This is a genomic window from Actinoplanes auranticolor (assembly GCF_018332655.1).
Taxonomy (GTDB): domain Bacteria; phylum Actinomycetota; class Actinomycetes; order Mycobacteriales; family Micromonosporaceae; genus Actinoplanes; species Actinoplanes auranticolor.
Genome location: NZ_BOQL01000050.1, coordinates 1 through 21789, shown reverse-complemented (window position 1 = coordinate 21789; position 21789 = coordinate 1). Strand labels below are relative to the sequence as shown.

20 protein-coding genes and 1 pseudogene are annotated in these 21789 nt (G+C 68.8%); 15 read left to right on the top strand and 6 right to left on the bottom strand.

The features are described 5' to 3' along the window. Nucleotides 1-136: 136 nt before the first annotated feature. The 8 genes from Aau02nite_RS30115 (at nt 137) to Aau02nite_RS30080 (ending at nt 10348) form a co-directional block, all read left to right on the top strand. Nucleotides 137-1789 carry an MFS transporter gene (locus Aau02nite_RS30115; protein WP_246595555.1) on the top strand — a complete coding sequence of 551 codons (1653 nt, stop codon included), beginning with the start codon at nt 137-139 and terminating at the stop codon, nt 1787-1789. 168 nt (nt 1790-1957) lie between these two features. Next, nucleotides 1958-2341, top strand: coding sequence for a DUF1801 domain-containing protein (locus Aau02nite_RS30110; RefSeq protein WP_212991975.1), 384 nt, complete (start codon nt 1958-1960; stop codon nt 2339-2341). After that, on the top strand, nt 2338-3117 hold the full coding sequence (locus tag Aau02nite_RS30105; protein ID WP_212991974.1) for a YaaA family protein: 780 nt from the start codon (nt 2338-2340) through the stop codon (nt 3115-3117). The genes Aau02nite_RS30110 and Aau02nite_RS30105 overlap by 4 nt, the downstream gene beginning before the upstream one ends. Nucleotides 3118-3227: 110 nt before the next feature. Next, the gene (locus Aau02nite_RS30100) at nt 3228-4622 is read left to right on the top strand and encodes an FAD-dependent oxidoreductase (RefSeq protein ID WP_212991973.1); all 1395 of its coding nucleotides are present in this window, start codon (nt 3228-3230) and stop codon (nt 4620-4622) included. Between the two features lie 132 nt (nt 4623-4754). After that, on the top strand, nt 4755-6173 hold the full coding sequence (locus tag Aau02nite_RS30095) for an acyl-CoA carboxylase subunit beta (protein ID WP_212991972.1): 1419 nt from the start codon (nt 4755-4757) through the stop codon (nt 6171-6173). Between the two features lie 168 nt (nt 6174-6341). Then, on the top strand, nt 6342-7148 hold the full coding sequence (locus tag Aau02nite_RS30090; protein WP_212991971.1) for an ABC transporter ATP-binding protein: 807 nt from the start codon (nt 6342-6344) through the stop codon (nt 7146-7148). Next, nucleotides 7148-9697 (top strand): ABC transporter permease, encoded by a 2550-nt coding sequence (locus Aau02nite_RS30085; RefSeq protein WP_212991970.1) that lies wholly within the window; start codon nt 7148-7150, stop codon nt 9695-9697. The genes Aau02nite_RS30090 and Aau02nite_RS30085 overlap by 1 nt, the downstream gene beginning before the upstream one ends. A gap of 294 nt (nt 9698-9991) precedes the next feature. Then, on the top strand, nt 9992-10348 hold the full coding sequence (locus Aau02nite_RS30080; RefSeq protein ID WP_212991969.1) for a YciI family protein: 357 nt from the start codon (nt 9992-9994) through the stop codon (nt 10346-10348). A gap of 268 nt (nt 10349-10616) precedes the next feature. On the opposite strand, the gene Aau02nite_RS30075 is transcribed toward Aau02nite_RS30080, so the two are convergent. The 4 genes and pseudogenes from Aau02nite_RS30075 to Aau02nite_RS30060 form a co-directional block, all read right to left on the bottom strand. After that, entirely contained in the window at nt 10617-11414 is a 798-nt protein-coding gene (locus Aau02nite_RS30075; protein ID WP_281421060.1) for a maleylpyruvate isomerase N-terminal domain-containing protein, read from the bottom strand. Nucleotides 11415-11788: 374 nt separating this feature from the next. Then, nucleotides 11789-11962 (bottom strand): annotated as a pseudogene (locus Aau02nite_RS30070) (transposase); the annotation flags it as partial. A gap of 192 nt (nt 11963-12154) precedes the next feature. Beyond that, a complete protein-coding gene (locus Aau02nite_RS30065) occupies nt 12155-12547 on the bottom strand; it encodes a MerR family transcriptional regulator (RefSeq protein WP_212991967.1) in 393 nt (130 codons plus the stop codon). A gap of 23 nt (nt 12548-12570) precedes the next feature. After that, complete coding sequence (locus Aau02nite_RS30060) at nt 12571-14073, bottom strand: SulP family inorganic anion transporter (RefSeq protein ID WP_212991966.1); 1503 nt, start codon at nt 14071-14073, stop codon at nt 12571-12573. Between the two features lie 520 nt (nt 14074-14593). Here Aau02nite_RS30060 and Aau02nite_RS30055 point away from each other — a divergent pair. Further along, nucleotides 14594-15103: a fibronectin type III domain-containing protein gene (locus Aau02nite_RS30055; protein WP_212991965.1), complete on the top strand. Its 510-nt coding sequence runs from the start codon at nt 14594-14596 to the stop codon at nt 15101-15103. A gap of 119 nt (nt 15104-15222) precedes the next feature. Here the strand turns inward: Aau02nite_RS30055 and Aau02nite_RS30050 are convergent, their stop codons facing one another. Next, nucleotides 15223-15537, bottom strand: a complete 315-nt coding sequence (locus Aau02nite_RS30050; RefSeq protein ID WP_281421069.1) for an ArsR/SmtB family transcription factor — start codon at nt 15535-15537, stop codon at nt 15223-15225. 2 nt (nt 15538-15539) lie between these two features. Between Aau02nite_RS30050 and Aau02nite_RS30045 the strand changes: the two genes are divergently transcribed. Both Aau02nite_RS30045 and Aau02nite_RS30040 read left to right on the top strand, forming a co-directional pair. Beyond that, nucleotides 15540-16481 carry a flavin-containing monooxygenase gene (locus Aau02nite_RS30045; protein ID WP_212991963.1) on the top strand — a complete coding sequence of 314 codons (942 nt, stop codon included), beginning with the start codon at nt 15540-15542 and terminating at the stop codon, nt 16479-16481. Next, nucleotides 16478-17311, top strand: a complete 834-nt coding sequence (locus Aau02nite_RS30040; RefSeq protein WP_212991962.1) for a hypothetical protein — start codon at nt 16478-16480, stop codon at nt 17309-17311. The genes Aau02nite_RS30045 and Aau02nite_RS30040 overlap by 4 nt, the downstream gene beginning before the upstream one ends. A gap of 17 nt (nt 17312-17328) precedes the next feature. On the opposite strand, the gene Aau02nite_RS30035 is transcribed toward Aau02nite_RS30040, so the two are convergent. Beyond that, nucleotides 17329-18852 carry an NAD(P)-binding domain-containing protein gene (locus Aau02nite_RS30035; protein WP_212991961.1) on the bottom strand — a complete coding sequence of 508 codons (1524 nt, stop codon included), beginning with the start codon at nt 18850-18852 and terminating at the stop codon, nt 17329-17331. A 258-nt stretch (nt 18853-19110) separates the two neighbouring features. Between Aau02nite_RS30035 and Aau02nite_RS30030 the strand changes: the two genes are divergently transcribed. The 4 genes from Aau02nite_RS30030 to Aau02nite_RS30015 all read left to right on the top strand — a co-directional run bounded on the left by Aau02nite_RS30030 (nt 19111) and on the right by Aau02nite_RS30015 (nt 21754). After that, nucleotides 19111-19794 (top strand): arsenate reductase/protein-tyrosine-phosphatase family protein, encoded by a 684-nt coding sequence (locus Aau02nite_RS30030; RefSeq protein WP_212991960.1) that lies wholly within the window; start codon nt 19111-19113, stop codon nt 19792-19794. Beyond that, entirely contained in the window at nt 19791-20447 is a 657-nt protein-coding gene (locus tag Aau02nite_RS47740; RefSeq protein ID WP_212991959.1) for an arsenate reductase ArsC, read from the top strand. The genes Aau02nite_RS30030 and Aau02nite_RS47740 overlap by 4 nt, the downstream gene beginning before the upstream one ends. Before the next feature lie 33 nt (nt 20448-20480). Beyond that, nucleotides 20481-21233: an aquaporin gene (locus tag Aau02nite_RS30020; protein WP_212991958.1), complete on the top strand. Its 753-nt coding sequence runs from the start codon at nt 20481-20483 to the stop codon at nt 21231-21233. 116 nt (nt 21234-21349) lie between these two features. Next, complete coding sequence (locus Aau02nite_RS30015) at nt 21350-21754, top strand: arsenate reductase ArsC (RefSeq protein ID WP_212992020.1); 405 nt, start codon at nt 21350-21352, stop codon at nt 21752-21754. The last annotated feature ends 35 nt before the right edge of the window (nt 21755-21789 follow it).

Here is a 21789-nt window from a genome sequence, read left to right as displayed (position 1 = left end):
CAACAGATGCCCGGCGGATCAGCGAATCCGCCCGGCAGCGCGGGGCCGGCTCCCGCTCTCGCGCGCGCAAGGACACAACGACGTACCCCCGGTGCCGTGCCGGATCGTCGCGGCTCACGACGAGAGGACATAGAACGTGACCACAGAACCCTCGATGCCCATGGCGGGACGGCGGGAGTGGATAGCCCTCGCCGTGCTCTGCCTACCCACTCTGCTGACCACCGTCGACATCAGTGTCCTTGTCCTGGCCCTGCCGCGGCTCAGCGCCGACCTCGGCATGGGAGCGTCCCAGCAGCTCTGGGCCACCGACATCTACGCCTTCATGCTCGCCGGCTTCATCGTGCTGATGGGTACGCTCGGCGACCGGATCGGGCACCGCCGGGTGCTGGTCGCCGGAGCCGGGGCATTCATCGTCGCCTCCCTGGTCGCCGCCTACGCGAGCTCGACCGGGATCCTGCTCGGCGCGCGCGGCGTGATGGGTATCGCGGCGGCGACCGTGATGCCGTCGGTGCTCGCCCTCATCGGCCGGATGTTCCCCAATCCCGCCCAGATGGGCGCGGCGATGGGCATCTGGGGCACCTCCATCATGCTCGGCGTCATCCTCGGCCCGGTGATCGGCGGACTGCTGCTCGGCGCGTTCTGGTGGGGCTCGATCTTCCTGATGGGCGTACCCATCATGGCGTTGGTCGTGGTGGTCGGGCCTCGCTTGCTGCCCGACACTGCGAATCCGAAGGCCGGTGGCCTCGATGTGCTCAGCGCCGTCATGTCGCTGGCAGCGCTGCTGCCGTTCGTCTACGGGCTCAAGGAGGTCGCCCGCGCGGGCTGGGCAGCCCAGCCGGTGGCCGCCATGGTGGTCGGCGTCGCCTTCGCGGTGATGTTCGTACGCCGTCAGCGCCACCTCACCAACCCGATGTTGGACCTGCGCCTGTTCGCGATGCCTGTCGTCGGCACCACCGTGGTGCTCGGTCTGGTATTCGGCTTCATCATGGGCGGCACGGGGCTCATCACGACGCTCTATCTGCAGCTGGTGGAGGGCATGACGCCCGTCAAGGTGGCCGTGTGGATGTTGATCCCCTCGGCGGCGATGATCGTCGGCGGCAACCTCGGCCCCGCCCTGGCCCGCAAGATCAAACCGGGTTACGTGCTGGCCGGCGGTATGGTCATCGCCTCGGTGGGCGCCGTGGTGATGACTCAGGTCAGCGTGGCCGGTGGCCTCAGCACGCTCATCATCGGCCTGGTCATCCTCTATCTGGGTTCCAGCCCGACCGCCACGCTGGCCAACGCCGTCATGATGTCGAACGCCCCGCCGGAGAAGGCGGGCGCCGTCGGGTCGCTCTCGTCGACCGGTGGTGAGCTCGGCGTCGCCCTGGGCGTCGCGCTGCTGGGCAGCGTCGCCAGCGCGGTGTACGGCTCGGCGGTGCAGGTGCCGGCGGCCCTGCCGCCGGAGCAGGCCGTGCCCGCGGGGGAGAGCATCGCCGCGGCCGCCGCGATCGCACCCTCACTGCCCGGGCCGCTGGGCGCCGAGCTGCTCGGCTCCGCTCGCGACGCGTTCACCCAGGCGCTGCACGGCGTCAACGTGATCACCGTGCTGCTGCTGCTCGGCCTCGCCGTGCTGCTCGCGCTCGGGCTGCGGTCGGTCGGCCCCATGGCGGGCCCGCCCGGCATGGGCCACGGCGCCCCGCCGGAATCCACAGGGGACCCGGCCGTCGCCGATCCGGCAACGGGCGACAGCGCCGGCATCCACCCGGACACCGAGGCCCGCGCCGAGGATCTTCGCGACCGGGTCTAGTGCCAGCGGACCAGCCCTCCGGCCGCTCAGCGTGGCGCGGCCGGAGGGCTGGTCCGGCTGAGCACTTCCGGACACTCTGTCCGGGCGAAATGATCCCACCGCACTCGACTGAGGACAGAGCGTCGGTATACTGAGCCCTTCTTCTGCGGCCGACGTGAGGAATGACTGATGGGCAAGGTTGATAACACCGTCAACAAAACCCAGGAAGTCGACGACTTCATGGCGAAGCTCGAGCACCCGTTCGCCGAGGGCATCGAGCTGTTGAGGACGCACATCAAGGAGACCAACAGCGAGATCACCGAGCAGATCAAATGGAAGGCGCCGTCGTTCTCCTACCACGGTCAATACCTGACGACGTTCAACCTGTGGTCCCGCAAGGACGTCTTCCTGGTGTTCCACAACCCGCACATCATCTCCATCCCCAGCGAACACCTCACCGGTGACTACCCCGACCGCCGGCTGTTCTTCTTCACCGATCTGGCCGACGCGAAAGCCAAAAAAGCCGACGTGCGCCGGATCATCGAAGAATTAATCAAGATGATCGACAAGTGATCATTCTCCTGCACTCCTCCAAAGCGATGCGGTTCGCCGCCGACGCCGGGCATCGGCTGACAGTACCGGCGCTGCTCGATCGCGCCCGGGTACTCGCAGCCCAGGTGCAGGCTATGGACGCCGGCCCGCTCGCCGAGATGATGAGCGTGACCGCCGGCGTCGCCGAGAAGACGGCTGCGCAGATGGCCGAATGGAGCGCCGACGGTCCGCAGCGGCCGGCGCTGGACTGCTTCATCGGTGACATCTACAGCGGCCTGCAGGCCAACGAATTCACCGCGGCGCAACGCGCCTACGCCGAGGAAAAGCTTTTCATCCTCTCAGGCATGTACGGCCTGCTGCGCCCCAGCGACGGCATCCGCCCGTACCGGCTCGAGATGGGCTACCGGCTGCCGGGCCCGCGGTTCGCCAGCCTTTACAAATTCTGGGGCGACGCCATCGCCGCGCTGTTGCCCGGCGACGTTCCGATCGTCAATCTCGCAGCGCAGGAATACAGTCGCACGGTAACGCCTTTCGTGGCCGAGAACCGGGTCATCACGCCGAAGTTCCTCACCGTGGACCCCGCCACCGGAAAGACCAAGTTCGTCGTCGTGCACGCCAAGATAGCCCGAGGGGCGTTCGCCCGGTGGCTGATCACCGAAGGCATCGACGACACCGATCGGCTGGCCGATTTCACCGAGGTGGGCTACGAGTTGGACCCCTCGGTCAGCACGGCCGCGCAACCCGTCTTCGTCGCCAAGGAATTCGGCGGAAAAGGGCTGAGCATCCGGCTGAAGTGAGACCTGAGCGCATTCCCGGAGGTGCGGGGTACCGGTGATCCGGCGACGCTGGCTGAGTATTCGCCACGGTCGTCGACCCCGGCGCCGACGTTTCAGGGAGGAACGCTCACGTGAGCCACATCGGACAGCGTGCCGTCGTACTGGGCGCGAGCATGGCGGGTGTGCTGGCCGCCCGGGTGCTTGCCGAGGCCTACGAACAGGTGACGATCGTCGATCGCGACGAGGTCCTCGGTATCGACGTCCCGCGCAAGGGGACACCCCATACGGTGCACGCCCACGGCCTGCACGCGCGCGGCCAGCTCATCCTCGAGGAGCTCTTCCCCGGTTTCACCGACGAACTGCGCGCAGCCGGGGTACCGACCGGCGACCTCGGCGAGATGCGCTGGTTCTTCAACGGTCGACGCATCCAGCCCGCGCACACCGGCCTCGTCTCGGTGACCGCGCCCCGCCCGGTGCTGGAGAACCACGTCCGCGAGCGCGTCGCGCAGCTGAGCAATGTGACCTTCCTTCAGCAGTGCGACGTCCTCGGCCTCGAAGCCACCGATGACCACGAGCAGATCACCGGGGTACGGGTGCAGCGCCGCGCCCCTGGTGCCATGCCCGAGACCCTCGACGCCGACCTGGTCGTAGACGCCACCGGCCGGGGCTCGCGCACACCCGCCTGGCTCGAGGAACTGGGCTATCAGCGCCCGGAGGAGGAACGGGTCAAGGTCGGCCTCGCCTACACCACCCGGCACTACCGGCTGCGCCCGGAGATGTTCGACGGCGTGCAGTCGATCAATCCGGTGGCGTCCCCCGCCCACCCACGCGGCGCGTTCTTCGGCCAGGTCGGACCGGACACCTGCATCCTGTCGTTGACCGGGGTGCTCGGCGACCATCCACCCACCGAGCCGGCCGCATTTCTGGAGTTCGTCCGCTCACTGCCGGTGCCCGACGTGTACGAGGCCGTCCGCGACGCGGAACCGCTGGACGATCCGGTGTGCTTCAAGTTCCCGGCGAGCGTACGCCGCCGCTACGAGCGGCTGCTGCGCTTCCCGGCCCGGCTGCTCGTGACCGGCGACGCGTTCTGCAGCTTCAACCCCGTCTACGGCCAGGGCATGAGCGTGGCGGCGATCGAGGCTATGACCCTGCGCGAGCATCTGCGCCGAGGGGCGACACCGGACCCGCTGCGTGTGCTGGCCGACATGTCCCGCGCCGTGGACACCCCGTGGGACATCTCCGCGGGCGGTGACCTCGACTTTCCCGGCGTGCAGGGCGAACGAACCCTGAAGGTTCTCGTCGGCAACGCCTACATGGCGCGCCTGCAGTACGCCGCCACCAAGGACGCGAAGGTCACCGAGGGCTTCATGCGGGTGGCCGGACTGATCGACCCGCCGCAGGCCCTGATGCGCCCGGCGATGATGTGGCGGGTGCTGCGCCACGCCCTGCGCCGCCCCGGCCCGGGAACATCGTGGCTGACTGACGGCGAACGACCCGAGCCCGTCACCGCACGCCCCACAGTCTGACCCGCCGCGGCCGTTCGCATCCGCATCGCAACTCCCGCCAGGTCACGCACCTCGCACCCGTCCTGACACCTCCGGCCCGGCCCCGCCCGTCGGACTCACGGGCGGGCCGAGGCCAGGCCAGGAAAGGACGCCATGTCCCTCACCCAGCAACCACGTCTGCACCCGGCACCCGTGGATCCTCACTCACCGCTGTCCCGGCTCAGCCGACTGCTCGATCGCGACTCCGTGCTGGCATTGCACACCCCCGACGACAGCGGAGCGCTCGCGGTGACCGGCACCGTGGCCGGCCAGCCCGTCGTCGCGTACGCCACCGACCCCACCGTCAAGGGCGGCGCGCTGGGCGCCGCCGGATGCCGACACATCGTCGGTGCCATCGCCGAGGCGGTCGCGCGGCGGGTCCCGGTGGTCGGGCTGTGGCAGTCCGGCGGTGCCCGCCTCGCCGACGGGGTGGCCTCCCTGGACGGTGTCGGGCGGATCTTCGCCGCGATGACGGCAGCATCGGGACAGGTCCCGCAGCTGTCCGTGGTGCTGGGCCCGGCGGCCGGGGCGGCGGCGTACGGGCCGGCGCTCACCGACATCATCGTCACCACCGCCGAGGCCCGCATGTTCGTCACCGGCCCGGAGGTGATCCGCCGGGTCACCGGCGAGGACATCGAGATGGAGGCGCTGGGCGGCCCCCAGGTGCACGACCGCAAGTCCGGCGTCGCCCACGTGTACGCCGGCACCGAGGCCGAGGCGTACGTGCGTACCCGCGCTCTCATCACCCTGCTCGGGGACCCGGGGATGTTCGACCTGGAGACCGTGCCCCGCCACGGCGACCTGCGCGAGGTCCTGCCGGCCAACAGCCGCAGCGCATACAACGTGAAAGATCTGCTCGGCGCAGTGCTGGATCCGGCCAGATTCGAGGAACTGCAGCCGCGATGGGCGCCGAACGTGGTCATCGGCTTCGGCCGGCTGGCCGGGCACACCGTCGGCGTGGTGGCCAACAACCCGCTGCGCAAGGGCGGCTGCCTCGACGCGCTGGGCGCCGAGAAGGCGGCCCGCTTCGTGCGCCTGTGCGACGCGCTCGGCGTGCCCTTGCTGGTGCTCGTCGACGTGCCCGGCTACCTGCCCGGCGTGGAACAGGAGTGGGCCGGCGTGATCCGTCGGGGCGCGAAGCTGCTGCACGCGTTCGCCGAGGCGCGAGTGCCCCGGGTCAGCCTGATCACCCGGAAGGCGTACGGCGGCGCGTTCATCGCGATGAACTCCCGGGCGCTGGGCGCCACGGCGGTGCTGGCCTGGCCGGACGCCGAGGTGGCGGTGATGGGCGCCGACGCGGCCGTGGGTGTGTTGCATCGTCGACGGCTGAGCGCTGCCCCGGCCGACGAGCGCGAGGCGCTGCGGGCCGAACTGGTCGAGCGGCACCGGGCCACCACGGGCGGCGTGCAGCGCGCCGTTGCGCTCGGCGTGGTGGACGAGGTCATCGATCCGGCGCTGACCCGCATGTCTCTGGCGCGGGCCCTGGCCACGGCGCCAGCACGTCGGGGAGGCCACACCAACATTCCCTTGTGACCCTGTCCAGCCCTGGCTCGCCACCGCGCCCGGAGGGCAGGACCACGTTTCGACATTGGTGCCGAGATCACCGATGACTTTCTCCGCGGGCCGTCGTCTCAACAGGTAGACGGCTGAGGCCGGCCGGGGTTCGCGGCCGGCGGGATTCCATATCGATGAGGTGGACCGGTGACGGTGATCGAAAAGAACGACGTGGCAGTAGCGGCGCGGGCTGGTGACATCTGGAAGGTGTACGGCAGCGGCGCGGCGGAGGTGACCGCCCTGCGCGGCGTGACCGCCGAATTCAGGCGTGGGCAGTTCACCGCCATCATGGGCCCGTCGGGCAGTGGGAAGTCGACGCTCATGCACTGCCTGGCGGGCCTCGACGTCGCCACCAAGGGCACGGTGCACATCGGCGACACCGAGCTCAGCGGTCAGGGCGACAAGGTGCTGACCCGGCTGCGCCGTGACAAGATCGGATTCATCTTCCAGCAGTTCAACCTGTTGCCGACGCTGAGCGCGGCCGAGAACATCCGCCTACCCCTCGACATCGCGGGCACCAAACCGGACCCGCAATGGTGGGACACGGTGATCGACACGGTCGGCCTGCGCGACCGGCTCTCACACCGTCCGAGCCAGCTCTCCGGCGGCCAGCAACAGCGGGTGGCGTGCGCCCGCGCCCTCATCACCCGCCCGGAGGTCATCTTCGCCGATGAGCCGACCGGCAATCTGGACTCCCGCTCCGGCGCCGAACTGCTCAAGTTCCTGCAGCTCAGCGTCCGCGAGCACGGCCAGACCATCGTCATGGTCACCCACGACGCGGTCGCGGCAAGCTACGCCGACCGGGTGGTCTTCCTCGCCGACGGCCAGATCGTCTCCGAGCTGGACAACCCGACCGCCGAGGCGGTGCTGGACACCATGAAGCGCCTCGACGTGCTGGTCGCCGCGCCGCGACAGAGCGACGAGAACGTGACGGCACCCGCGGCGGCCCGCTGATGCTGCGCTCCACACTCAAGAGCCTGCTGGCCCGCAAACTGCGGCTGGTCCTGTCCGGCATCGCGGTGATCCTGGGCGTGATGTCCGTGTCGGGCTCCTTCGTGCTCACCGACACCCTCAGCCGCTCCTTCGACGCCCTGTTCTCCGACGTCTACTCCACGACCGACGTCGGTGTGCTCGCCAAACCGAAGGTCTCCGTCGCCACGGTCGACGGCGTGGAGGTCCCCGGCACCATCCCCGCCGCGACCCTCGACAAGGTGCGCACCGTCCCCGGTGTGGCCACCGCGACCGGCCGGATCGCCGCCGACGGCGCCCGGGTGATCGGCGCCGACGGCAAGGTCCTGGCCAGTGTCGGAACGCCGCGGCTGGGCATCAACTGGGTCGGCGAGGACGACCTGGTCAAGCTCACCGCCGGACGCGGGCCCAACGCCGACGGGGAGATCGCCGTCAACGCCGCGGTGGCCAAGGCCGCCAAGCTCAACGTCGGTGACCAGGTCGGCGTGCTGACCCTGTCCCCGAAGCAGCAGTTCACCGTGGTCGGCGTCTTCGGCTACAGCGGCGATCGAGACAGCCTCGGCGGCGTGCAGGAGGTGGCGTTCACCGAGCCGGTCGCGCAGAAGCTGATGCTCGGCCAGTCCGGTCTCTACAGCGAGATCCGGGTCGCGGCCGCCGACGGCACCACCCCGGCGCAGCTGCGCGACAGCGTGGCCTCCGCGGTGGGAGCCGACTACTCCGTCCTGACCGGCGACCAGCTCAGCGAGGAAGCCGCCGGTGACCTGCAGACCGGGCTGGCGTTCTTCAACAGCATCCTGCTCGGCTTCGCCGCCGTGGCGCTGTTCGTCGGCGTCTTCCTCATCCTCAACACCTTCTCCATCATCGTGGCGCAGCGCACCCGGGAGCTGGCCCTGATGCGCGCCCTGGGAGCGAACCGGCGCCAGCTCATCGGCTCGGTGCTGCTCGAGGCTCTGGTCATCGGCTTCATCGCCGCCGTGGTGGGCCTGATTCTCGGCGTCGGTGTCGGGGCGGCACTGGCGTCGGCCTTCAGCGCGTTCAGCGGCGGCCTCGAACTAGCCGGCGTCGGAGTGCCGCCCAGCGCCGTGATTAGCGCTCTGGTCGTCGGTGTCCTGGTGACGATGATCGCGGCCGTGCTCCCGGCACTCCGTGCCTCGCGCATCCCCCCGGTGGCCGCCATGCAGGACGTGGCCAACCCGGACCGGCCGCTCACCAAGATCACGATTGCCGGCGGGGTGGTCACCGCGCTCGGCGTGATCCTGCTCGGCGTGGGTCTCGCGGCGGCCACCGGCGACAGCGTCCTGCCGACGATCATGGGTGGCGTGCTGGTGACCTTCATCGGGATCGCCATGCTGACCCCGCTGATCAGCAAGCCGGTGGTCTCCGTGCTCGGCCGGATCTTCGCCTGGTCCCTGCCCGGCCGCCTGGGTCGGCTCAATGCCGGCCGTAACCCGCGCCGCACGGCCATCACCGCCGCCGCGCTCATGGTCGGCATCGCGTTGGTCACCGGCATCACCGTGACGATCGAGTCGACCAAGAGCAGCCTGGCCGGCAAGGCCGAGGACACGGTCCGGGCGCAGCTGGTGATCAGCGGCGATCAGAACCCGTCCTGGCCCCCGTCGTTCGACGCCTCCGTGCTCGATCGCGCCGCCACGCTACCGGGCGTGCGCGGCGCGGCCGGCCTGTCGTACGACCTGGCCCAGGTCAACGGGGAACGCCGCCCGGTCAACGCAGCGACCGATCTGGCCCGCCTCGCCGACGTGTACGGGGCTGTCCCGGCCGCCGGGACGCTGACGACACTCCGCCCCGACCAGGCCGTGATGAGCGCGCAGGAGGCGGCAGAGCGCGGGGTCAGCGTGGGCCAGACGGTGAGCGTGCAGCTCTCCCGGGGACCGGTGCACCAGTACACGCTGGTAGGAACGTACGAGGAGGACACGCTGCCGGCCGCCTATGTGTTGCCGGCCGCGGCGAGCGCCGACTTCGGTAATCCCCAGCCGATCTACGGCTTCATCCGCCTGAGCGACGGCGTGCCGGTGGCCCAGGTCCTTCCGCAGGTGCAGGCACTGCTCGCCGACAGCCCGGAGGTCTCGGCCGCCGACCGCAGCGTCTTCATCGAGCAACAGACCAGCGGCTTCGATCAGATCATCATGATGATCCAGCTGCTGCTGGCGCTGGCGATCCTGATCGCGGTGCTCGGTGTGGTGAACACCCTCGCGTTGTCGATGCTGGAACGCACCCGCGAGCTCGGGCTGCTGCGGGCGGTGGGCCTGAGCCGGGCGCAGACGATGCGGATGGTGACCGTGGAAGCGGTGGTCATCAGCGTCTTCGGCGCACTGCTCGGCGTGGTGGTCGGCGCATTACTCGGCACGGCGGTGGTACAGGCGCTCGACGGCGAGGGCATCACCGAGCTGGTCCTGCCCTGGGGTCAGATGATCACGTACCTGCTGGTCGCCGGGCTTGTTGGTGTTGTCGCCGCCATCCTGCCGGCGATCCGCACCGCGCGCCTGAACGTCCTGGGGGCCATCACCCACGACTGATCGGCGCGTTGGGACTGTGGCCGGGACCCCCGCCCGGCCACAGTCCCACCGGCGAGTCCGCGGGCGGCGCCCGCAGCGACGAAGGAGAGGACCTGTGGTGGACGCCGCGAATTGCTGTGCCGCGATTCGCGGCCTCACTGTCAGGTCCTGCAGTAACGAGACGATCCCAGGCCGGCGGGCGTCGGCGGCTCATTCCACGCGTCCGAGCCGCACACGGCTGAACGTGGGCGCCGCGATCTGGGGTCCCGCGGGCAAACCCGACACCACTCGCGAGGAGGGCGCACGATGAAATTCATGCTGCTGATCTACAGTTCAACCGAAGCCGGGGATGCCAGGTCGTGGCCTGAGCAGGATCAGCGATCGAAGGGTCGCGCGGCCCTCGTGGAGGAACTCTTCGACTCAGGCGAATACGTCGACGGCAACATGCTGGCGTCCCTGGACCGATCCCGCACGGTGCAGGTGGACGCGCGGTCAGCGACGGACGGACCGTATCTCGAGGCCGAGGGATACCTGGCCGGATACGACGTCGTCGATTGTGAGAACCTCCACCGGGCCGAAGCCATCGCGGCACGGCTGTCTGATGCGACTTCGTGTGTCGTGGAGATCCGACCGATCATGCATTTCGGTTCCGATCTCGTGACCGGTGTGTAGTCGGTATCCGGTCGTCACCTGCGCGGTTACCAGTGTCCTGTACATGGATGGCATCGCAGCGTTGTCCTGGCGTGAGTGACTGGGCGTTCTGACCCGTCGGCGTTGGCGTCCCGGTGACTTCGCCGACGGTTGGCGGTATGGGGATGATCGGCCACCGCTGTGTGGCCGATCACGCTCGCTGATTGTCTGTTGCGGCCGTCGATGCACTCGCGGACTGTGCCGCTCAAACCGGTGACTCTGAACCGCGGCGACACAACCCCCGTGTCGCCTAGTTGTGCGGCAGGTGCATGACCCGGATGAACGGCACCAGCAGCCACGGACGGGGACCGCTGACGGTAACGTCACGCCGAAGTAGAGCGCGGGCAATGCTGGTTCTGCCGAACAGCATCAGATTGAGCCCGGCCGGCCGGAACGTGATGCGCGCGTCGGCGGGCTCGCCGCGATCGCCGATGCGTACCCGTCGACCCTCCAGGACCAGCAATGTCGGCGCGGTATACGCCGAGCGGAAATCGACGCTGATCGGCCGTGCCGACGTACGGGAACCGGTCTCCAGCAGAATGCCGTGATCGTGGCGGATCATGCCGACGAGGAACTGCTCGAAGAACAAGCCCGCGTCGGCGTCCGGTATCGGCCAGGCACGCCCCAGAGCCTTCGCCATGTCCCAGCCATGCAGCAGGAACTCGTTGACGAGATGAGCGAGCACACCCACCGCCGGCACGCGCGCATCGCCCAACCACGGGATCGGCATTTCGGGATCGCATGCCCGGCTAGCGCTCAACAGACGTGCCAACGCGCTGTCGAGGTCTCGGGCCAGCCGCTCCGGCGAACGCTCGCACAGATTGGCCAGCACGATGGCGTTGGCGCGATTCACGGTATCCACGGTGGTCGCCGAGAGAATGCGGTGCAGATCGGGCACCGGTAGCGTCTCGGCATCCGGATCGAAGAATGTCACATAGAGGGATACCAGAGACAGTACGTGCGCGGCGGAATCCGCGACAGTCCAGGTTCGGGTGGCCATCGCATCCGGCCTTTGTACCGATGCCCGGGTGAGTGCACTGAAGCGCATACCGCTACGCAGTAACGCATCCTGGACCTGTTCCCAACGACTCTCAGCCACACTGCACTGTCACATGATGCGAGGTCCGGACGCATCTTCGGTATTGCTGAACAGATGGGACAGATGCGTCGACGAAGCTAGGCCGCGCTCGGTCGGGCCTCCGCGCCAGACACGGCGACCCAACCGAAGATCCTGCCGGGCCAGGCACTCTGTCGTTCAGTCGGGCGAGTACAGGTAGGTGCGGAGCGGTTAGGCTATGAGCAGTTCGACGTCGACGATCTGCCCTAATAGGTAGTTATTTGTGTCGATCCTCGGATGCAGAACTTCGTCTATGTATTAGGCCGCTGACCAGCGATTATTTGGTCGGTGGCCTTAATCGTTCCGACGCCCAGGTGGGCAGCCATCGGCTGCATCGACTTCCGCTGCCCATCCAGCGTCAACTCACACAGATACCGCACCCCGGTCTCACGCTGATCCACCCGCGGCAACCCCGCGAACACCCCAACAGCAAAATCCTGAAGCTGCTCCCGAACCCGCGCCAGCCCACTTTCATCCACGCGGCGCAGCCGAGCATCATCCTCGTGAAGCTCCAAGCGACACACCGCAACGACCTAACAAAGTCCTATTCAGGTGACCGCTACGCTGTTCATGCCGCCAACCTACTCTTACGTAAGAGTTGATACTTCAATCGTGACGTGTGCCTCGAAAAAGCCGATCGCCTGCCCCGGCGTACCAAGGCAGGCGATGGGTCAGTGGTTGTGCAGGTCGATCTGGTTCTGGATTTGCCGGGCGAACTGTTCTGCCGTGGCCAGTTGTTCGCGCAGGGCTTGGACGCGGGTCTGCGCCGCGGTGTGGAACATGGACAGCCGGTCCTGCAGGGCGGCGCGCTGGTCACCTTGAGTGGTGGCGAGTTCGTCGAGGGTCTGCAGCAGGTCGCGCATCTCTTCGAGGGTGAAGCCGAGCGGTTTCATCTGCTTGATGACCCGGAGCCGGTCGAGGTCGGTTTCGGTGTAGAGGCGGAATCTGCCCTCGCTGCGCGCGGACGGCACGACCAGGCCGACCTCTTCGTAGTGGCGGATGGTGCGGATGCTGAGCCCGACGCGTTCAGCCGCTTCGCCGATCTGCATGTGCCGTCCGGTCATCGTCTCAGTGTGCCGCTTGCTCATCAGTGTCCCGCGCTCAGCTTGCCGGCCAGGTTCTCGTGGAAGTCGGCGCTGGCCGAGTTGAGGCCGACGATCTCCACGCGCTTGCCGCGGGAGGCGTACTTGGTGGTGATGGCGTCCAGCGCGGCGACCGAGGAGGCGTCCCAGATGTGCGCGGCGCTCAGGTCGATGACCACGTGTTGGGGGTCGTCGGCGTAGTTGAACTGGTAGACCAGGTCGTTGCTGGAGGCGAAGAACAGCTCACCGCGCACGTGGTAGATGCGGGTGGTGTCGTCGGGGTCCAGGACGCTGGTGACTTCGGCGAAGTGCGCGACGCGTCGGGCGAAGATCACCATTGCGGCCAGTACGCCGAGGACGACGCCGATGGCGAGGTTGTGGCTGACCAGGGTGGCGATCACGGTGGTGAGCATGACGATGGTCTCGCCCCAGGGCATCCGCTTCAGCGTGGCGGGGGCGATGCTGTGCCAGTCGAAGGTCCCCACCGACACGATGATCATCACGGCGACCAGGGCGGCCATCGGGATCAGCCCGACCACATCGCCGAGCACTACGACCAGGATCAGCAGGAAGACACCGGCCAGGAACGTCGACAGGCGGGTCCGGGCGCCGGACGCCTTCACGTTGATCATCGTCTGGCCGATCATGGCGCAGCCGCCCATGCCGCCGAAGAAGCCGGTGACGATGTTCGCCACGCCCTGCCCCCAGGACTCGCGGGTCTTGTTGGAGTGGGTGTCGGTGATGTCGTCGACCAGCTTGGCGGTCATCAGCGACTCCATCAACCCGACCAGGGCGATACCCAGCGCGTAAGGGGCGATCAGCCGCAGCGTGTCCAGGGTGTACGGGATGGCGGGCAGGCCGAGGGTGGGCAGGCTGTCGGGCAGGGTGCCCTCGCCGGCAACGTTGGGCACGACCACGTGCGCGACGACGGTGAACACGGTCAGTGCGACGATCGCGACCAGCGGCGCGGGCACAGCCGTGGTCAGTTTCGGCAGGAACACCATGATGGCCAGAGCCACGGCGACCATCGGGTAGACCAGCCACGGCACCCCGATCAGCTGCGGCACCTGCGCGGTGAAGATCAGAATGGCGAGGGCGTTGACGAAGCCGACCATGACGCTGCGCGGGATGAATCGCATCAGCTTCGCCACGCCGAGCACCGCCATGACGACCTGGATGGCACCGCCGAGGACCACGGCGGCGATCAGGTAGTCGAGACCGTGATCTCTGGCGAGCGGTGCCACGACCAGGGCGATCGCGCCGGTCGCGGCGCTGATCATCGCAGGCCGGCCGCCGGTGAAGGCGATGGTGACGGCCATCGTGAACGACGCGAACAGGCCGACCCGCGGGTCGACGCCGGCCAGGATCGAGAAACTGATCGCCTCCGGGATCAGCGCCAAGGCGACCACCAGACCGGCCAGGACCTCGGTGCGCAGCACCTTCGGCGAGGACAACCAGTCAGGACGGGACAGCCGCGGCGGACGGACCGCCGACAACAGCGAAGACATACAACTCATTTCCACTCGAACCGCACGCCAACGGGCGTACGCCGACACACCCGTCCGGGTGTGCTGCTGAACTACGGGTCACCGCGCGCGAAGTGTCACCGTGGCGCCGGCGGTAGGCGTCTTCGCCCACGAGACTCGTGGCCGAGGGGCTAGGAACGCCGCACCCCGACAACGCCCATGACTCTACTCTTCGGTGAGAAGAGAGTTGAACTGAGGAGTGCGTGGCGATCATCACCGTCACCCGGACGCGTCGTGACAGGGCACGTGGACACTGCGTCTTACCGCAGGCCTCACCTGCCCCGGGCCGGATCGCCGCTGCCCGGCCCGACATGCGGCGATAGTTCTTCAGGGTCGCTCATGCCTGCCGATGTTCTGCGCTGTCAACACCCGGTCCAGGCGCGCGGAAGGAGATCTAGTGCGTCCTCGACATATGGGCCTGTGGCTGGCTGCCGCAGTGTTCTTCTCCCTGGCCCTCGGCGGCTGCGAACTACCAGCCGCCTCAGTCGACAAGGACCACAAAGTGGCCGCGCCGCCCGCGAACCAGCCCGGGAACAGCTGGCTGATCGTCCAGCCAGGCGACCGGCGAGAGCCTGAACCCTTGCCCGCAGCCTTGCCTGACGAGGCTGAGATCCCCGAGGCGCTGCACGTTCCCAAGCTCCCGCACGTCGTGCACGCCGAGCCGGTTGACCCGCGCTGTACCGGTAGCGTCACACCCGGCGAGATCAACGTGCTGGAGGTCGAGCCCGGCGCCACGACCGCGACGGTCAGCTGGTACCACCCCGGAGATCCCTCGGTGGTGCGCTACCGGATCACCAGCATCTCGCAGAAGCTCGTCGTCGGCCGCCAAGCCGAGCTCGAATGGCAGGAAGCCGAACCCGGCGAGGGATGCCACACCCTGACCGCGACGGTCAAGAACCTGCAACGCGACACCCCGTACGTGTTCTCCGTCGACGTGGTCCGCACCGCCACCTGGCAGAACACCACCCACGCCGTCACGAGCGCCCGATCCGGTCCCGTCTTCACCCGCTGACCCACTGGCGATGCGGGCAAGGTCGCTCACCTGAGCCGACCAGGCGCTGGTCTACTCGGCTGCCCGTCGCTTGAGGGGCATGCGGGGCTATGGGCAGCCGCTGCTTCGCGAGGGGCTGTCTACTGCTGGTCCTGCGCGGATTGCTCCGGGGGGCAGCAGCAGGCCAGATACCCCTGCAGTTCGGCCAGGCGTGCGTCCATCGTGACGGGGTCGGCGCGGTAGCGCACGAGCTTGCCGTCGCGGGTCGCGGTGACCAGTCCGCCGCGGCGCAGGATGGCCAGGTGCTCGCTGGCGGTCGACTGGCCGAGCCCGCAGCAGTAGGCGACCTCGCCCACGGTGAGCTGTCTGCCGCCGGCGAACGACGTCATGATCTGTTGGCGCGTCTCGCTCGCGAGGGCCTTGAGGAAGTCTTGGACGGGCCCGTCGAGGGCCAGGGGTGTGGTACTACGACAGCCTGACGCTGTTCTCGCCGGCTCGGTTCTCGTCGCTGCCCGGCTTGCGGTTCCCGGGCGACCCCCAGCGGTACCCGCTGCGCGATGAAGTGATCGACTACCTCGCCACGGACACCGCGCACCTGCAGGCCGAACTACGCTTCGCCACCCCGGTCGACCAGGTGCTGCCCGACAACGCCGGATTCATCGTCACCACGGCGGACGGCTCGGTGACCAGGACACGAACCGTGGTAGCGGCGACCGGCGGATTCGGTGTCCCGTACCGGCCGCCGTTGCCCGGCCTGGACGCCTTCACCGGCACGGTGCTGCACTCATCGCAGTACCGCAACCCAACGCCCTTCACCGGCTCTCGAGTCCTGGTGGTCGGTGGCGGCAACTCCGCGGTGCAGATCGCCGTCGAGCTGGCCGCCGTGGCGCAGACCAGCCTCACGACCCGCGGCCCGCTGCGCTTCCAGCCACAGCACATCCTCGGCCGTGACTTCCACTGGTGGCTCAACCGCACCGGCCTGGATTCCTCCCGGCTGGGCCCGCGCCTGATCAAGGGATCGGTGTCGGTGATTGACGACGGCCGGTACCGAGCGGCGATCGAAGCCGGGCGGCCCGATCATCGCCCGTTGTTCACCCGGCTCGACGGCAACCGAGCGGTGTGGCCCGACGGAACCTCCGAACGCGTTGACGTGGTGCTGCTGGCGACCGGCTACCGCCCGCATCTGCCCTTCCTGTCCGATGCCGGGGCGCTGGACGCCTATGGTGTGCCGATGCACGACGGTGGCGTGTCGACCGCCGTACCCGGCCTCGGTTTCGTGGGGCTCGAGCGGCAGCGTAGCTTCGCCTCGGCCACCCTGCGCGGTGCCGGCCGCGACGCGGCCCACGTTCTCGACGCTCTGCTGCGCCGGCCGGCGGCAAGCGCGGTGGCGCGCGGGTGAGCACGGTCGCGGTCGCTGCGCTGCTGGTCGCGTCGATGCTGGCGATCGGTACGGCGTTGACGGCCGGGGATTTCCGGATGCTCCTACGACGACCCGCGGTTTTGGTCGGTGCGGTGGCGCTCAATGTCGTCGTTGTGCCGGGGTTGGCCGTAGTGCTGACATGGCTGGCGGATCTCGGACCGGACGCGGCGCTCGGCATCGTGCTGGCTGCCGCCGCATCGGGCGGCGGTACAGGTGCGTTACTGACGCTCTACGCCCGCGGGGATCTGGCCATCAGCGCGGCGCTGCAAGGCATCCACGCTCCGCTCGGCCTGGTCAGCGTCCCGGTCTGGGCAGCGGTGGGAGGGCACGATGTTCTTCCCGCCGGCGCGGGCGGGATCCTGCTGGTCGGGGTGGCTTTGGTCGGTCAGGTTGTGCCATTGGCCGCAGGCATGTGGCTGTTGCAGCGTCGGCCTGATGTCGCCCGCCGGGTACATCAAGGTGCGCGGCGCGTTGCCGACGTGCTGCTGGCGGTGCTGGTGGCGTTCTTCGTCGTGACCGGCGCCGGCCGGCTGCCGCAGCTGGGGTGGAGGACCGTCGCTGTCGTCGCCGTGGTCGTAGCGGCGTGCCTGGCGCTCGTGCTGCTGCCCTGGCCTGTTCCGGCGGCGGTGCGCCGGGCCGTCGCGATGACGACCACCGTGCGGAACCTGTCGTTGGCTCTGTTCGTGGCTTCCGTCGCCTCGACCACGGTGGTGCTGACCCTCTTGGCGTATGGGTTGGTGATGTACGGGCTGTCGCTGCCGGTCGCGTGGTGGCTTGCCCGCGGCACGTCACCGGTAGCGAAGTCTTGACGGCCCGTTGCGAGCGGTCAACAGCAGGCGCCGCCTGCTGCGGGCGCCAGGCTGATCAATCCGGTGACGCTGGGCAGCGCACCGGGTTCTCCGGTGAGAGTGGCGATCTCCAGCGCGATCTCGGGGTCGAGGCCGACTTCGGCTGCCGCGGCACGGACAGCATCGCTGGTGCTCGCCGACGTGGGTAGCAGGGCCATGGTTGCAGCGGCGAGCTTGGCCGGCACGTCGGGGGAGAGGCCGAAGCGATCGGCGATCTTGCCGGAGGCGGCTACGGCGGCGAGGTTGGAGCCGCACACGCCGGTCTCTGGCAGGTCGAGCTGGACATCCTCGGCAGCGTCGAAGTCACCGGCCAGCGCGGCAACAATGGACCGGACCTGCTCGTGGCCGGTGGCCATCAGGAACGTCGGCGCCCGGCCGTAGGACTTCATGCCCACGGCGTAATAGTTCGGCTCCGGATGCGACAGCTCCCGGTATCCGTGCGGCTCGACGGTGCCGCACGAGTGTTCGTTGGGGTCGATCAGGTCCGCCAGCGCGCGGGTGCAGCCGAGGATCGGGTCCAGGTCCAGGCGCAACTCGGTGGCGATGCTGTGGTCCGGGCGGAATCCGGTGGCGGACACGACCCGGTCGGCAGTGATCGTTCGCCCGTCCGCCGCGAGGAGCTCGATACCTTCGCCGCTGCGGCGCACGGTGTGTACGCCGAACGCCTCCGCCAGGGTGACCCTGCCGGTCTCCACCAGGGCTCGCAGCCCGCTACCGAGCGCCCCGCGGGCGGGCAGCTCGTCGTCGTCCTCGCCGCCGAACGCGCGCTCCACGGACCCGCTACGCACGGCCCAGGTGATCTGGGTGCCGGGCGCAATGTCGGCGAGGTGGGCGAGATCCAGCAGTGTGTTGGCTGCAGAGTGCCCGGAGCCGACGACGATGGTGTGTCGACCGGCATGTGCGTCTCGGTCGGCGCCGAGCACGTCAGGCAGGGCGCGGTCGATCACGTCGGCGAGGTCCGTCTCGCCGTGAGCGGGAAGGCCGTTGAGTCCCAGCGGGTTCGGGGTGCACCACGTGCCGGAGGCATCGATGACCGCACTGGCGATGATGTCGGTGCCGTCGGCCAGGCGGACGATGAACGGCTGGTCGACGCGGCCGTCGGTGCGGACGCGGTCGACAGCCACCCGTGTCATGGCGACAACGCGGGCACCGAAGCGCAGGTGGCCTGCGATCGCGGGTAGCTTTGCGAGGGGTTGCAGGTAGTCCTCGATCAGCTGCGCGCCGGTAGGCAGTGTCTCGTCGTCGGGGGCGGCCCAGCCGGCGGCGTCCAGGAGTCTGCGAGCGGCGGAGTCGATGTTGTAGCGCCACGGGCTGAACAGGCTGACGTGGGCCCATTGCCGCACCGATACGGCGACCTCGGTGCCTGCTTCCAGAACGAGGAAGGCCATGCCCTGCTCGTGCAGGTGCGCGGCGGCAGCCAGCCCGACCGGCCCGGCACCGATGACGACGACCGGCGGGTCCTGTGGCTGCTGCGGAGCCGTATCGCTGGTGTCGCTACTCATGGGCGCAAGCTCCTTCGTGTCGGCAGACGAACGTTATGAGCCGCAGGCAAGCTCTCCGCGGCGGTTTTGCGTTCGACCTGTCTTCTCCGACCATCTCACATCGACGTGCGAGCGGACGGAGCGCCGGCGGAGGGTTTGTCAGTGTGGCAATGCGGCTGCCTGCTGGTGGTGCGCCTGTTCCACCAGCACAGATGGCCATCAGGTGAACAGCCGCCGGAACTCTTGCAACCATAGACAACCTCAGTGAGCATTGAGTCAATGGACACTGAGCGGACCTCATTGAGGGAGCGGGCGCGGATCCACGCCGCGCTCGGCGACCCGGCACGCCTCGCGATCGTGGACGCGCTGAGCCTCGGCGACGCCTCGCCGGGTGAGATCGCTCATGACCTCGACATGCCGACAAACCTGGTCGCGCACCACGTCAAGGTTCTGGCCGAGGCCGGGCTGCTGGAGCGCACCCGCTCGGAAGCCGACCGGCGCCGTACCTACCTGCGGCTGCGTCCCGACACCCTCACTCTGCTCATCCCACCTCGGCTGCCGGACTCCGCACGGGTCGTCTTCGTGTGCACCCACAACTCGGCCCGCTCGCAGCTGGCCGCCGCACTTTGGGCGGACCGTACCCACCGGCCCGCCGCATCCGCCGGCACCCACCCGGCGCAGCGGGTGCATCCCCGGGCGGTCCAGGTCGCCGGCCGGCACGGCCTGCGACTGAACCCGACCGGCACCGCGCACATCGACGACGTGGTCACCGACCAGGACCTGGTCATCGCGGTCTGCGACAACGCCCACGAAGACCTGACCAGCACTGTCCGGCCACGGCTGCACTGGTCGGTTCCCGACCCGGTACGGGCCGACACCGATGCGGCCTTCGAAGCCGCCTACACCGACCTCGCCGGGCGCATCGACCGTCTCGCGCCCACTCTGACCGGAGACCCGTCATGACCGACACCACCGCGTACTGGCGTGCGGACCTGTCCATCGACCAGACTCTCGCCCTGAAGACCGCCGCAGCCCGGCTCGCCGCCGAGTTCGACGGCACCTACGGGACCGAGACGATCGAACGGTTCCTGCACTCCAGCTACGACCAGTTCGCCACCATCGGCAGCATCCCCAACTACCTGCCGCTGCTCGCCGAACGCTTCGCCCGGCAGCGGTTGCAGGCCCTGGCCCGTGTGGAAGGCCACCACCGTGACGGCAGGCCCGTCGTGCTGTTCCTGTGCACCCACAACGCCGGCCGTTCGCAGATGGCACTCGGCTTCTTCACCCACCTCGCCGGTGACCGGGCCGTCGCCTGGTCCGGTGGCTCCGAGCCGAGCACCGAGGTCAACGCCGCCGCGGTCGCGGCCATGCGCGAGCGCGACATCGACATCTCCGGTGAGTACCCCAAGCCGTGGACCGATGAAGTCGTCCGGGCCGCCGACGTGGTGATCACGATGGGCTGCGGCGACGCCTGCCCGGTCTTTCCCGGCACCCGGTATGAGAACTGGGACCTGGAAGACCCCGCCGGCATGGACGTCGCCGATGTACGGCCCATCCGCGACGACCTCGAACGCCGCGTCCGCCGGCTCCTGGACGACCTGCACGTCCCCGCCTGACCTGTCTGCCCATCACCTGGAGAACCTCTACTCATGAACACTGTTGCGACCTGGCGGCGTCTGCTGGCCGAGTTCGTCGGTACCGCGCTGCTGGTGACCGCCGTCGTCGGCTCCGGCGTCATGGCGAGCACCCTGTCGCCGGACGACGTCGGCCTGCAGCTGCTGGAGAACTCGGTCGCGACCGCGTTCGCCCTCGGCGCGTTGATCCTGACCTTCGGGCCGGTGTCCGGGGCGCACTTCAACCCGGTGGTCTCGGCTGCGGACTGGTTCCTCGGCCGCCGGACCCGGACCGGTCTGACCGCGGGCCAGCTCGGGGGGTACGCCGTCGCACAGACGCTGGGGGCGATCGCCGGGTCGGTCCTGGCGAACCTGATGTTCGACTTGGCCGCGGTGGACTTCTCCGGCAAGGACCGGGCCGCCGGCCATTTGTGGCTGGGCGAGGTCGTCGCCACCGCCGGGCTGGTCATGCTGATCTTCGCCCTGGCCCGGTCCGGCCGGGCGGCGGTTGCTCCGGCTGCGGTCGGCGCGTACATCGGCGCGGCGTACTGGTTCACCAGCAGCACCAGCTTCGCCAACCCCGCGGTGACGGTCGGGCGGGCGTTCACCGACACCTTCGCCGGGATCGCCCCCGCTTCGGTGCCCGGCTTCATCGTCGCCCAACTCATCGGTCTCGCGGTCGGAGTGGGTCTGCTGCTGGCCCTTTATCCGGGCGTGGGAGAGGCGGCCGACGAGGTCGTCGTGGCGCACGACAGCACCGACGCATCGGCATCTGCGGGCCGCCGATGACCGAACCACTACGCCGGACGGACACGTTCGGTGGGCTGATCAACTCCGGCCGTACTACCGGCCATCACCAGATGCTCGACCTCAACACGAACCGACACCACCAGGAGACACATCCGATGAGCAAGCCCAGCGTCCTGTTCGTCTGCGTGCACAACGCCGGCCGTTCCCAGATGGCCGCCGGCTGGCTGCGCCACCTGGCCGGCGACACCGTCGAGGTCCGCTCGGCCGGCTCCGCGCCCGGCAAGACGATCAACCCGGCCGCAGTCGAGGCCATGGCCGAGGTCGGTATCGACATCACCGACCAGACGCCGAAGAAGCTGGAATGGGAGACCGCCGAAAGCTCTGACGTGATCATCACCATGGGTTGCGGCGATGCCTGCCCGATTTTCCCCGGCAAGCGTTACGAGGACTGGAAGCTCGAGGACCCGGCCGGCAAGGGCGTCGAATCCGTGCGCCCGATCCGCGACGAGATCAAAACCCGGATCGAGAAGCTGCTCACCGAGCTGGTCCCGGCGGCCTGACATGGACGAGGTCGGAAACCTGATCATCATCGGCT